At 32.9% G+C, this 13827-nt stretch carries 7 protein-coding genes; all 7 read right to left on the reverse strand.

All coding sequences use genetic code 11. The annotated features are described in order from the left end of the window. Nucleotides 1-29: 29 nt before the first annotated feature. The 7 genes from C7447_RS14965 to C7447_RS08510 all read right to left on the reverse strand — a co-directional run bounded on the left by C7447_RS14965 (nucleotide 30) and on the right by C7447_RS08510 (nucleotide 13826). The gene (locus tag C7447_RS14965; RefSeq protein WP_246143045.1) at nucleotides 30-2894 is read right to left on the reverse strand and encodes an RICIN domain-containing protein; all 2865 of its coding nucleotides are present in this window, start codon (nucleotides 2892-2894) and stop codon (nucleotides 30-32) included. Nucleotides 2895-2934: 40 nt separating this feature from the next. Continuing rightward, on the reverse strand, nucleotides 2935-5148 hold the full coding sequence (locus C7447_RS08485; RefSeq protein WP_148870063.1) for a beta-1,3-glucanase family protein: 2214 nt from the start codon (nucleotides 5146-5148) through the stop codon (nucleotides 2935-2937). A 213-nt stretch (nucleotides 5149-5361) separates the two neighbouring features. Continuing rightward, nucleotides 5362-6120, reverse strand: coding sequence for a glycoside hydrolase family 16 protein (locus C7447_RS08490; RefSeq protein ID WP_148870064.1), 759 nt, complete (start codon nucleotides 6118-6120; stop codon nucleotides 5362-5364). Between the two features lie 12 nt (nucleotides 6121-6132). Then, nucleotides 6133-8391 carry a beta-glucosidase BglX gene (bglX, locus tag C7447_RS08495; protein ID WP_148870065.1) on the reverse strand — a complete coding sequence of 753 codons (2259 nt, stop codon included), beginning with the start codon at nucleotides 8389-8391 and terminating at the stop codon, nucleotides 6133-6135. A 78-nt stretch (nucleotides 8392-8469) separates the two neighbouring features. Further along, nucleotides 8470-10140 carry a family 16 glycosylhydrolase gene (locus C7447_RS08500; RefSeq protein WP_148870066.1) on the reverse strand — a complete coding sequence of 557 codons (1671 nt, stop codon included), beginning with the start codon at nucleotides 10138-10140 and terminating at the stop codon, nucleotides 8470-8472. A 10-nt stretch (nucleotides 10141-10150) separates the two neighbouring features. After that, entirely contained in the window at nucleotides 10151-12322 is a 2172-nt protein-coding gene (locus tag C7447_RS08505) for a hypothetical protein (protein WP_148870067.1), read from the reverse strand. A 10-nt stretch (nucleotides 12323-12332) separates the two neighbouring features. Next, on the reverse strand, nucleotides 12333-13826 hold the full coding sequence (locus tag C7447_RS08510; protein WP_148870068.1) for a RagB/SusD family nutrient uptake outer membrane protein: 1494 nt from the start codon (nucleotides 13824-13826) through the stop codon (nucleotides 12333-12335). Nucleotide 13827: the final 1 nt, after the last annotated feature.

Consider the following 13827-nt stretch of genomic DNA (forward strand, 5'->3'; position numbering starts at 1 on the left):
ATTAGAGTTTATATATTCTCTTTAAGTTGTTATTTTTTTATGAATTTTTTCACTGTATTCTTACCATTTTTTTCGAAAACAATTACGTAAATACCAGATTTTAAATCCGAAACATTAAGAGTATTTCTATTCATTTTACGATTAGCGACTAAAATTCCCGTTGAATTGAAGATACTTATCTGAGTCCCTTCTATCTCCGAACTAAAATTTAAAGTACTTTCTGCCGGATTTGGATACATAGTTATTAATTCAATTGAATGGTCTTGAATTGTACTTGACGCGACATCTATAGTTGAAACAGCGGCACCTATTTTTGTTATTCGTATCCAATTAATATTAACTCCTGTATTTTGAATATATATACCAAAATTATAAGTTCCAGCATTTATATTCACCGTTTGAGATACGGTTTGCCAATTTTGCCAGCCACTTGTATTAGGAATAGCTACATTACCTAAGACGATAGTTCCTCCATTTAAATCGGACGAAATAACAGCCCCATCTACTTCACTTGCTACTCGATATTCTATTAAATAAGATCCAGAGGTAGAAAAATTAATATCGTTATATGCCATCCAGTCTCCTGTATCTGCATACGCTACATTCAATCCTCCATCTATATCTGTAGTAGTTTCAGTTTCTATTCCACTCATAGATGAATAATCTTCTGCTTGAATTAATGTAGATATTTGCGAACTAGTTGCTGGTAACAATTTCCATTGCCCACAAGTTTGATTGTTATTATCCCATTGCTGTATATTAGCTCCATTAGCTGTACTAGCGTTTGTTACCTCAACAATTTTACCGCTATGTTTAGCGATCAATTTGTAATAACCATCTCCTGTTGATACTGCTATAAATTGCTGGTTAGTTGTTCCATTGTATGGATATTGCTCTAAATTAGCTCCATTAGCTTTATTGAAATTATTAATATCTAATGACTGTCCACTATGATTCGCAATAATTTTATACAAACCATCTCCTAAATGGGTAAATGTATATTTTTGATTTGCTCCACTATTAGGAGTACCTTGTGCTATGTTTGTACCATTATTTTGGCTTGCACCCCATACATCCATATTTAAGCCGCTATTACGGTTTTGCAGATAATAGGTCCCTGTTACATTTGGATCTCCATTAGCTAAAACACGAACAGAAGAAACTTTGTCATTCCAAGTAGTATCAAAACAACTTAAGTCGCCACCAAGCACTACAGAACCTCCAGTAAAATTATCATCTTGATATAAGATAACTTTATAACCTTCTATAATTCTAATTGAAGAAATATCATCATTTAAAACTCCTAATGAATTTAATCTTGCTAAATTATAATCTCCTATTTCTAATCCTCCTGAAAATCCTGTATAATTACAATCTTTATAAACTGTAACTAAACCTGTTGATGAATTTATGTTTCCTCCTGGAGGAATTGTACCTGTAACAGAGTAGCTTCCTATAGAACCGTAAGCAGAATAACCACCGTAACCGGCATTTCCTGCTCCAGTTCCATCTACACCAATAAAATATTTACCAGCTGTAAGATTAACATTCATAGATGCATTTAAAGCAAATGGATCTGAATTCCAATAGGTACCAATTTCTATACCCGAAGCATTATACAATCTAATTAAAAGATGAAGGTTACCATCTCTTCCAACAGTATTTGCATTAATACTTACATTTCCTCCTCCAGTAGTAAAAGTAAAAAAGTCATAATCTGCTTCGCTAGAAATCACACCGTTTTTTTGGTTAATAGTTCCGTTATTATTATAATCTAAATTAGCTGCTCCTGAAATTCCGTCACTATAATCATCTCCTCTATATCCTACCCCAAATTTAGATCCTGCAATTGTAGCTACATCATCTTGAAGATTATTTGCATAATTATATTCACCTTTACTCCATTGGACAACGGATCTATAATATCCTGCTCCCATAATTGGTGCCCAAGATGTACCATCAATTCCTAAAAAATATCCTTCATCTGGGTTAGTACGACCATCATGACCTAAATCAAAAGTATGTCCTATTTCATGTGAAGAAGCATCTCCTCCAGATTTTCCAGAGGTAATAAACACCCAACATGGCACATCATTATCCCAATTAAACGAGCCTATATATGCCACACCTCCAGCACCAGGAGCTGCTGTATTAGTTGGCGTTACTACAACTCTCATCCTTCTGTTTCTAGGATATGAATTAAAAACGGCTTCGTTTGTAGTTACATTTAAGTTAAAAGGACGATAATCTTCTGCAACTACTTCCCAATGTTGTTGAATATCTGCATCACTCATCCCTGATCCTGCGGCATTAATATCATTACCATTGTTCCATAAATTTCCTGCAGGCATATAATAACCGTCAAAATCTAACAAAATACAACCAGCTGCACCTGGTAAACTTTGTAAGTTTAATAATGCTTGTGCAATTTGCCTTTCAGCAACATTATTAGTCGATTTTTCTTTATCCTTTTCAGGTATATTATTATAGTTTACACATAATAAACTATTTATATCAACAGATTCTATAAAGGCATTTCCTTCTTTATCTGAATAATATTTATAAGCCTCATTAGTAGCTTTAAGAATAATATTCCCTTCTAATGATTTATTTGTTACATTAATATAAAAAGATCCATTAGTATTTTTAATTTCTCCATTTATAAAATATTCATTTGAAGAGTCTGTTTTTTGAAAATTAATTTTCCCATTCAAACTTTTTTCATCTGATACTTTTAATAAAATATCTGTTTCAACACCTCTTGCTGAATTATTAGCTATATTCTCTTTTAAATCTGCAAGAAAACTTTTGCTCGAACCCAAAGAGGTTTGCGACATAGCGAAATTGCAAAATGCAATTATCACTACTAAACTAGTGTAAATTCTTTTTTTCATCTTTACTTGTAAATAGTTTATATTTATCTAATAGTGATTCCTATTTCTTGATAAACTTTTTTTCAGTTCTTTTTCCGTCCTTTTCAAAAACAATCGTGTAAACACCTGATTTTAAATCAGAAACATCTAAACTACTGTTATTTACTTTCTTATTCGAAACTGAACTACCCGTTTGTAGGTTGAAAACACTTACATTAATTCCTTTCATATCTGAGCTGAAATTCAACGTATTTTCTACTGGGTTAGGATGAATTGTGATATTTATATTTTCTTGACTTACAGCTGATTTTGCTAAAGCATTACTAGCTTTTGTAATTCTTATCCAATTAATATTTACTCCAGAATTTTGAATATAAATTCCAAAATCATATACACCTGCATTTACATTTACTGTATGCGAAATGGTTTGCCAATTTTGCCAATCTCCAGTATTAGGAATATTTATCGCTCCTAATTGAATGGTTCCTGCATTTAAATCAGATGAAATTTGAGCGCCATCCACAGCACTTGCTATTCGATATTCTATTAAATAAGAGCCTGTAGTTGGAAAATTAATACCGCTATACGCCATCCAATCTCCTGTATCAGCATATCCAACATTTAAGCCGCCATCTGTATCTGTAGTAACTTCTGTCTCAACACCATTCATCGAAGTATAATCTTCTGCTTGAATAAATACTGATGAAGTATTGGTTACAGCTCTTACTCTTACTGAAGTTGTTATATCATTAAAACTATTATCTACTAAACAAGTATCATCAGCATTAACAATTATTGATGTTCCTGAAAAATTATCATCAGCATAAAGAACTACTTCATAACCATTTTGAACTCTTAAAGATGAAATATCATCGTCTAAAACTCCTGTTGCTTGTAATTGGCTTATTGTATAATTTCCTATTGGAAGGTTTACTGCATAACCTCCATAATTACAATCTTTATAAACTGTTGCTTCACCTGTATTGGTGTTACCGTTACCATAAGCTCCAAAAACAGCAACTACTTTTGTTGGTTGAGGAGAATGCAATGAAGGAGAATGATCTGCTACATCATCATAAGCAAAACCATATGCTAAATTATCTACACTAATTCCTGGTAAATGCCAAAACTTAGAGTAATGGTTCATTGGATTCGCTTGATAAAATCCAGAAATGTTATGCCAATTTTGCTCTCCTGGATTCGCTGAAGTTACATCTACCATATGTCTGTTAATAGCTGCAGTTAATTGTGATTGAATAACTAAATCTAAATCACCGTCAACCAATCTTCTATCCAGAACTCCTTTTCCTTCAAGAGCTTCTTGAGTTGAAGGTCTATTTTGTACGCGTCCTGTACGCCCTGCAAACGCTCCTGATTGACCTACTACTTCTAATTGCTCACCTATAACCCTTCCTTTGAATACTCCTGCTTGTCCAGCATAAAATATTAAATCTTGGTTTTTGTATTTATTCCAAATAGCATCAATATAGCCTTGTAAATAATTAGCATAAGGCCCTACTGATCTCCCATCAGTTCCATCAGCAAATGCGGGAGTTTTAGAAGGTGCTGTAATTTCACCTGTTTCGTCGTTTACACACCCTAGAAATTCTGTTGGTACATTTGCTTTAAAAGCAGCAACAATCTCTTCGTGCTTCATTATTTCACCGACTTTTTGGTAATATCCATTAGCTCCATAAAGTTCTAATCCTATAGGATATTTATAAGAATCTACTCTTGTAGGATTACCAAAGAACCCTCCTGGATCATTGGTTAATTCGATCATTTCAAATAAAATTCCTGTATTTGGATCGGTTGGATTTAATGGATTTACACCTGCATAACCAGAAGGTGCTCCTGTAGATCCATGGAAATACAAATACAATTGAGAACCTTGTGATATGAAAACTCTACAACCTTGAATAAGAGGAAGTGTAAAGGTTTTGTTAGGTATTTCACTTAGCTTTGTAAAACAGTTAGCATATCTAGAGTCTCCACCTGGTCCTGTATTTCCTCCTATAGAAGGTCCAACAACTGTGTTGTATGACCCATCCATAGGTAAAACCTGACTTGTTTTTGGGTTAATCCAAACATGATTTCCTGTTCCAAGTTCTTTTCCTACTATTGCGACGTACAACTCTGAATCGTTGAAAGTAGAAGTGTTTTGAATTTCAAAAGGTATAGAACCTTGAGAGTAACTTAAATAGTTTAAAGAAAACATCACTAAAAAAAGGGATATTTTCCATTTAAAAATGGTTTTTAGATTCGGGGTTTTCATTTTTTTTTTGATTTTAATTGGTTAATAATATATTTGAATAGTTATATAAATAAGCCTTCGTTTTTTATTTAAAACGGAAAAGCTGATTTTTAAAAATTTTCTATAAAAACTAATCTATTTAACAGCAACTTTTAATACAAAAAATTGGTGTTTTGAACTTAAAATGAAAATGAAAACCCCTTCATATTTTCATTATATTATATTATGTTGCGTTTATTGGTATACTTTTATATAGTCGACACTAAATTCTTGTGGAAAAATTTCGTTGTCTATTGCTGGTCCTCCAAAATTACCTCCTATTGCTAAATTGATTATGAAATAAAAAGGTTGATTATAAGGCCAAATATTTTCGTCTTTATTTTGTGGTTGAAATGTATATACTAAATTAGAATCTATATAAAACGCTATTTTATCTTTTGTCCAATCGATGCCATAAATGTGAAAACCTTCCTCGATAGCATCAATTTTAGTCTTTTTGGTATTAATAGTGTTACCATGACTCGCTTGCGTATGTAGTGAAGTAAAAACATAATTAGGTTCTTTCCCTACATATTCTAAAATGTCTATTTCACCACATTTTGGCCAACCTACTTCAGAAATATTTGCTCCTAACATCCAAAAAGCTGGCCATAAACCAGATCCTTTAGGAAGTTTTGCTCTTGCTTCAATACGCCCATATTGAAATTGTTTTTTATCTTTTGTAGTTATTCTTGTAGAAGTATATTTTGTTCCATCGTATTTTGCAGAAATAACTAAAAGTCCGTTCTTTACCTTATGATTTTCTTTTGTATAAAATTGTGCTTCATTATTTCCCCAACCACATATATTTGGACATCCATCACCTAGTTCAAAATTCCAAGTTTGTTCATTTAATTCATTTCCATCAAAATTTTCTTCCCACACTAATTTTTTAAAATCATTTTGTGAGAAACACCAGTTAGAAATAAGCAATAATATCCAAATATTTTTCATTTAATTTACTTTTTAAAGTTCAAAGTCAGCATCCAATGTTTTGTCAGAACTTCCTCCTACAAACACTTTAAAAGTACCAGGCTCCACAATAAACGCTCCTTCATTATTGTAAAACCCTAACTCTTTATCCGTTAACACAAACTCAATCGTTTTGGCTTCTTTAGGTTTTAATTCAACCAATTCAAACCCTTTCAGTTCTTTAACTGGTCGTGTAACACTTGCTACTTCATCTCTTATATATAATTGAACCACTTCTTTCCCTTTAACATCACCTGAATTACTGATTTGAACAGATACATTTACTTTATTGTTATTCACATTCGAAACCTGTAAATTGTCATATTTAAATGTTGTATAACTTAAACCGTAACCAAAAGGGTATAAAGGTGAATTCTTTTCATCTTGGTAGTGCGACCAAAAAACTTCCTTTTTAGGACCTGGTCTTCCCGTATTTTTATAATTGTAATAAATAGGAACTTGACCAACATTTCTTGGAAAACTCATTGGTAGTTTACCACTAGGATTATAATCTCCATATAAAACTTGTGCTATAGCATTACCAGATTGTGAGCCTAATTGCCACGCTTCTACAATAGATGAAATGTATTTATCTGCCCAAGTAATTGCTAATGGTCTTCCATTGTTTAATACCAAAACAATATTCTTGTTCACCTTATAAATCTCTTCTAACAATTCTTGTTGAAGACCTGGTAAACCTAATTCTGTTCTACTTCTTGCTTCTCCACTTTGAAACCCAACTTCCCCTAAAACTAAAACAACAACATCCGCTTTTCTTGCTACAGAAATTGCTTTTTTAAATTCTGATTTATCTGTGGTATTAATTTTTACTTCGGAAGCAAAATTATGTGTTCCTATAGATACATCGGTTCCTTTCGCATACACTAACTCATTTTCATTGTACTGTTGCATTCCTTCTAAAACAGATACTGCAGAGTTGTCTTTTGCTGCAATTCTCCAACTTCCCAACGGGCTGTTTTTATCAGAAGCTAAAGCACCTATCAAAGCTATTTTTTGGCCCGTTTTTTTTAGAGGTAATAAATCATTATCATTTTTAAGTAGCACAATCGATTTTTTTGCCATATCTAATGCCGCATCATGCATTTCTTTACTGCCAATAATTTCTTTTTCTCTTTCTAGATCACAATATCTATAAGGATTATCAAATAAACCTAATTCAAATTTCACTTTTAATATTCTTTTTACTGCATCATCGATAAGCGTTACATTAACTTTCCCTTCATCAATGAGAGTCTTTAATTCATTTACATAAACATACGATTCCATATCCATATCAGAACCCGCATTTACCGCTAATTCAGCTGCGTGTTTTTTATCTTTAGCATGTCCGTGAGCTATCATTTCCATAATAGAACCCCAATCGGAAACCATAAATCCATCAAAATTCCATTTTCCTTTTAAAATGTCTCTTTGTAAAAATTTATTTCCTGTTGCTGGTATTCCATTTAACTCATTAAATGAATTCATAAACGTTCTTACCCCAGCATCTACAGAAGCTTTAAACGGTGGAAAAATAGTATTATATAATGTAGATGTTCCAACATCTACCGTGTTATAATCTCTTCCTGATTCTGCAAAACCATACCCTGCAAAATGTTTAGCACAAGCCGCTATAGTATTTGATTTTGATAAATCATCACCTTGAAAGCCTTCAATACGGGCTTTTGCAATTAAACTACCTAAGTAAGCGTCTTCTCCTGCACCTTCCATGACACGTCCCCAACGAGCATCTCTAGAAATATCTACCATTGGAGCAAACGTCCAATTAATTCCCGCAGCTGCCGCCTCTTTAGCTGCCATTTCTGCGGATTTTTTAATTGTTTCTAAATCCCAACTTGCAGATTCTGCTAAAGGAATAGGACTTTGTGTTTCATAACCATGAACTACATCAAAACCTATTATTAAAGGTATTCCTAAGCGCGTTTCTTCAACTGCTATTTTTTGTACTTTTATTACATCTTCTACACCTCTTACATTTAACATAGAACCTACAAGTCCTTGTTTAAGGTGATTATATTTATTCGCTGCGTCTCCTTCGTTGGGTGCTGGTCCTGTTAAGTCCCAAAAACCATTGTACTGATTCATTTGACCTATTTTTTCTTCTAAAGTCATCAAACTTAAAATTGAATCAACTTTAAGATCAATAACAGATAATTTTCCTGAATAATTTTTAGGTGAATTGCAACCAACTATAATTAATAAAACAGTAAAAACTAGAATTATTTTTTTCATATACGAATTTTAATAAAGAAGAGATTAGCCATATCTTTTTGCTAATAACCAATCTCCTCTATAAATAATTAACTCAAATTATTGGTAAACTTTTACGTAATCTATTTCCATAATTGATTCAGTAAATCCTGCATCAATAGCACCTCCTAATGTACCTCCCATAGCTACATTAAAGATCAAAAAGAAATCGTGATTAAATGGTATAGACGAATCATTATCTCTAGTAAAAAATACAATATCATCTACTGCAAATACTATTTCATCTTCTTTCCACTCTACTGTGTAGGTATGAAATTCTGAAGTTGAAGTACTTACTGTTGTTGATTGCGTAGGGCCATTTCCTCCTGAATTACCTGGATAATGCAAGGTAGATGAAGTCGTAGTTTTATCTCCTCCTGTTTGCTCCATAATATCTATTTCTCCACTATCGGGCCAACCCACTGTTGTATAGTTTGAACCTAGCATCCATAATGCGGGCCAAGTCCCTGCTGCATCTGGAAGTTTTGCACTGATTTCCACCCTACCATATTGAAAATTAAATAATCCTTCAGTTTTCAATCTAGCAGAAGTGTATTGGCTTCCGGAAAAATCTTCTTTTTTAGCGGTTATGATTAAATTACCTCCTTCTACTTTTGCATTTTCAGCTCTATCGGTATAGTATTGAACTTCATTATTACCCCATCCATTATCTCCTACTCCAATATCATACGTCCATTTTGTGGGATCTGGTGCTCCATCTGTATTAAAATCATCTTCCCACACTAAATTGTTATACGTGTAATCTGCTTCTTGAGATGGTTTTGTAGATGTAAACTTATGATACCAAGCATAATCATCACCTGACTCCACAATTCTAACAATTAACTCATCATTGGTTATAGAAATAATATCATACTTACTCGCTCCAATATACCACCCCATAAAACCACCGTCTGAAATCTCAAAACTAGTTTTTCTATAAGGTTCATTGTTGTATTCTCCTTCTAATGCTGCGTTCGAATCTGATGGAGAAATAGTAATATTCTTCACCCCAAACATATTAATTGCAACAGATTCATCATGACATTGATCACCATCAACTCCTATTTTACCTGCATATGTTCCTGGCACAAAAGCTGGTCCTACGGTTTGTTCAAAAGTTATTCCTTCTGCTGTTCTGGTAAAAACAAACTCGTTATCATACATACATGATTTTTCATCATCCCATGCTCTAATTCCACTCCACCAAGATTCAAAATCGGAACCATCACCTTCAACTGGGCCTAAACCTACATGAAGATCTTTATCTGCTTGCCAATACCATTTTTTACTACTACCAATATCATCAACACCTGCTGATCCTGTTAAGAAATTTTCGGCTTCTACATCTGAAAAAGAACTATAAACTGTAACTTCTATAGTTGTGCTTGAGCCAACTCCACCTGTACCTGTAGCGTTTACGACTACACTATATGTGTTTATCCCTACTTTAGTAAATCTATGTTCTATAATACCTGATGGGCTAACTCCTTTAAGGCCATCTCCAAAATCAAATTGATAATTGATTTCATTATCTGCAGTTGACGTAAACACGACAAAACCAGATCCATCTCCGTGAGGATTGTCTGCATCTGCTCCAATTATTTCTGCTGTAACATTAACGTTGGTTGGAACAATAATTTTTCCTACTTCATGGTCATTTTCTTGACAACTATAAAAAGTTGCCATTAAAGAAAATAACACTATATAAATATTTTTAAGGCTTTTCATTTTTTATATTTTAATTATGATAATTAAAGTCATCTATATAAGCAATTACAGTATCATTATTATTCTCTGAATTAACTTGTAGTACAACTCTATTAAAATCTGTTCTATTAATTGGATCTGGTTCACCTATTGTAACATCATTTGCAAAATCAAATGTAATTTCTTGCCAAGTATCTAAAGCTAAACTCTTAACAATCTCAGTTTGTAAAGCCCATGGTTCTGCCGCGGTTCCATCTTGTAATTTTAATGAAATTTGATTGGGCTGACTACCAGAAATACTTGACGAGGGCACATAAATTTTTAGTGTAAATTTAGCTTTTGCTGTTAAATCAAAATTAGGGCTAACATCAAAACGAATGTTAGCATACTGACCTCCTGTATCGTTATATTCTAAAACTGTTGCAGATTGGTTGTTTGTATCTATATATGGATTTGCAAACATATTATCCATTCCACAACTATCTCCAGCCCAAGTTGTAATAGTTCCATTGCCTTCAAAATCATCTGTTGCAAATGGTGGTGTGTCTACTATTGTGTTTCCATAAGAAAAATCATCAATATAGGCTATAACTGTATCTGTATTGTTCTCAGAATTAACTTGAATAACCACTCTATTAAAATCTGTTCTATTAACTGGATCTGGTTCACCTACTGTAACATCATTTGCAAAATCAAATGTAATTTCTTGCCAAGTATCTAATGAAATTGCCTTAACAACCTCTGTTTGAAGAGCCCAAGGTTCTGCTGCTGTTCCGTCTTGTAGTTTTAAAGAAATTTGATTTGGCTGACTTCCAGAAATACTAGAAGATGGTACATAAATTTTTAATTTAAAAGTGCTGTTTCCACCTGATAAATCAAAATTAGATGCATTATCAAAACGAATATTTGCATATTGACCTCCGGTATCATTATATTCTAAAACTGTAGCAGATTCATTATTTGCATCTATAAAAGGGTTTGCAAAGGCTGTATTTAATCCTGCAGCATCACCTGCCCAAGTGGTAATATTTCCATTCCCTTCAAAATCATCAAAAAGAATAGGAGCTCCGGTCTGAGCAGGAACTTTATAGAAATAAATATTATCAATAAAAACTGTTCCTTCTGCCGAAGGTGTACCGACAAATTTCATTTGAAAAATTTCTGTAACCGTAAGTCCCTGATCTACATATTCTGAAATAGGAATTTCAATTCTTGTCCATTCTCCTGCCGTTAAGCTGCGAGTAACAGGACTTTCCGTTACGGTACCTGAAGCGTTGTTTATTAAAGATGTTTCTAAATCTGTAGTCCCTCCAGAAGTCCATACATCCATGTGTAAGAACTCCATTGTAGAAATATCTACGGAAGTTCCATCTTGTAAAGCAATTCCTTGATAACTAAGATTAATATATTGAAGCATTTTATCTCCATTTAAATCAAACTCAGCCCATGAACTTCCTTGACCTCCTTGTCCCCAATCTGGGAAATAATTTGTACCTGTTACATCCGTATATGCACTACTATATATAGAAATAACATCTGATTCATTTCTATTAGGTTGCGTAGGAGCTGAAACTATAGGTGCTAAAATTTCAGTTACTTCAAAAGTTGCTATATATTCAGTAGTTTCAATAGCTCCACCCTTAGCGACGACCTTAATATCATACTCTCCTGCTTCTTGATATTGATATGAAATGGTTTCTCCAATATTACCTGAAGCTACTGGTTGTGTTACACCAGACTCTCCTGAATAAAAATCAAACATTGTTGCAAAATCTGCTGTAGCTTTAACATTTACTTGTTTAGATACTGCTAAGTCATTTTCAAGAACTACTTCTAAATTTTCAGGAGCCTTAAATGAAACTATTAATGGTTTTGTTATTTCAGCAGTATCTCCTTTTAGATTATACGCAACAACTTTAACGTTGTAGGTTCCTTCAGCATAGACATGACTAGTACTTTGTCCTGCTTTTACTTTTACTGACTCAAGAGTAGTATCGCCAAAATATACATCAAATTCCACTGTACTTTCTCCTGTTGGAGAAATCGTTACTAATCCTGTATTATCTTGTGATATATTATATGTAGCTGACACATTTGATGGTGCAGGAATGGCATCTAGAAAGTCTAGATTATTTTCTTCTGAACAAGCACTAAAAAATATTAAAATAATTAATGCTTTGTATATTGTTTTAATTTTTTTCATGGTTAAAATTTTAATCTGTTGAACAAGTTGAAGTTGCATAACCTTTATTTTGACACCATCTATTACCTGCTAACTCAATTTCAATTCTAGGTATTGGAAAAACTTCATTTTTTTCAGTTTGAAAACCAGGAATTGTACTAGTTTTACCTGTTCTAACTTGATCAAAAAAGCGGTGTCCTTCTCCTGCAAATTCTAACCTTCTCTCTCTCCATACATTTTCTATATTTGCTGGAATTCTATGATCAGTGTCTCCAAAAGCTCTGCCTCTTACTTCATCTAACAAGTCTTGTGGGTTATTTTTTTGTACAGTTCCCAATAAGTTTGCTTCTGCTGCCATTAATAATACATCAGAATATCTTATTGCTCTATAATTATTACCGTGAGTAATTCTTGTATCTGGTAAATTAGCTTCTTGATACACCATGTATTTATGGTTGTAATAGCCTGTATACTCATTTCTTTGATCAAAAGTTACCCCTGGATTTGAAGCTACAAAATTTTCCATATCAAAGATTGTTGCACTCAACCTTGTATCTTCTGTATCATATTGGTTTACCAATTCTTGTACAGGTGTACTAAAGGTATTTCCGTCATCATAAGGTGCCCAATTAGATCTATCTCCTGTAAATCTTGGAGACATAAAACCAGCAGCAACATTTCCTTCCGAATATTCTAAATTCTCATAACTTCCTCCTTCTACTCCAATTGAATATTGAATTTCAAAAACAGATTCTTCATTATTTTCATTATTATTCAGAAAAATAGTACTGAAATCTGTTACAAGTTGATACTGCCCTGAGGTTATAACCTTATTAAAAGCATCGGCTGCCTCATTATATTTCTTTTGGTATAAATATATTTTACCTAATAGAGCTAATGCAGCCCCTTTTGTTGCTCTACCTGATTGAGATTGTTGCCATGGTAAATTATTAATTGCTGATGTTAAATCTGCTTCAATCTGAGCATATACATCTGCTTTGGGAGACCTATCTATAGTTTGAGATTGAGAAACACTAATTCTTCCATCAACAAATAAAGGTACATCACCAAAGAACTTTACTAGTTCAAAATAATAGTAAGACCTTAAAAAAAGGTTTTCTGCTAATAATTCTGCTTTTCTATTAAAATCTGTTTTATTTTGAAATTCAACAATGTAATTTGCTCTGCTAATACCCGCATACATCCATTTCCAAATGTTTCTTAACGCTTCGTTATCTGGCGTATGCTCCATATCATCTATTTGTTGCCATTCTAAAACATCTGTAGGTCTTTCTCCTCCACAAAGACTATTATCTGATGCTATTTCTCCTAATATATGATTTAAATAGTTCGTTCCTAAAAGATCATAAACACCAACTAATGCATCTTCATAATCTTGTTGAGAGTTAAAATAAGTTTCTGAGTTCTGCTCTCCTTTTGGGACTATATCTAAATAATCATCACAAGAAATTACAGAAATTATAATTAGTGTAACTGCTAATATATTTTTAATTGTATTCTTCATA

The sequence above is a fragment of the Tenacibaculum adriaticum genome (assembly GCF_008124875.1).
Taxonomy (GTDB): Bacteria; Bacteroidota; Bacteroidia; order Flavobacteriales; family Flavobacteriaceae; genus Polaribacter; species Polaribacter adriaticus.

Coding starts and splice junctions, on each gene's coding strand:
- C7447_RS08505 (WP_148870067.1), bottom strand. CDS start 12,322: ATGAAAAAAATTAAAACAATATACAAAGCATTAATTATTTTAATATTT.
- C7447_RS08490 (WP_148870064.1), bottom strand. CDS start 6,120: ATGAAAAATATTTGGATATTATTGCTTATTTCTAACTGGTGTTTCTCA.
- C7447_RS08510 (WP_148870068.1), bottom strand. CDS start 13,826: ATGAAGAATACAATTAAAAATATATTAGCAGTTACACTAATTATAATT.
- C7447_RS08485 (WP_148870063.1), bottom strand. CDS start 5,148: ATGAAAACCCCGAATCTAAAAACCATTTTTAAATGGAAAATATCCCTT.
- bglX (WP_148870065.1), bottom strand. CDS start 8,391: ATGAAAAAAATAATTCTAGTTTTTACTGTTTTATTAATTATAGTTGGT.
- C7447_RS14965 (WP_246143045.1), bottom strand. CDS start 2,894: ATGAAAAAAAGAATTTACACTAGTTTAGTAGTGATAATTGCATTTTGC.
- C7447_RS08500 (WP_148870066.1), bottom strand. CDS start 10,140: ATGAAAAGCCTTAAAAATATTTATATAGTGTTATTTTCTTTAATGGCA.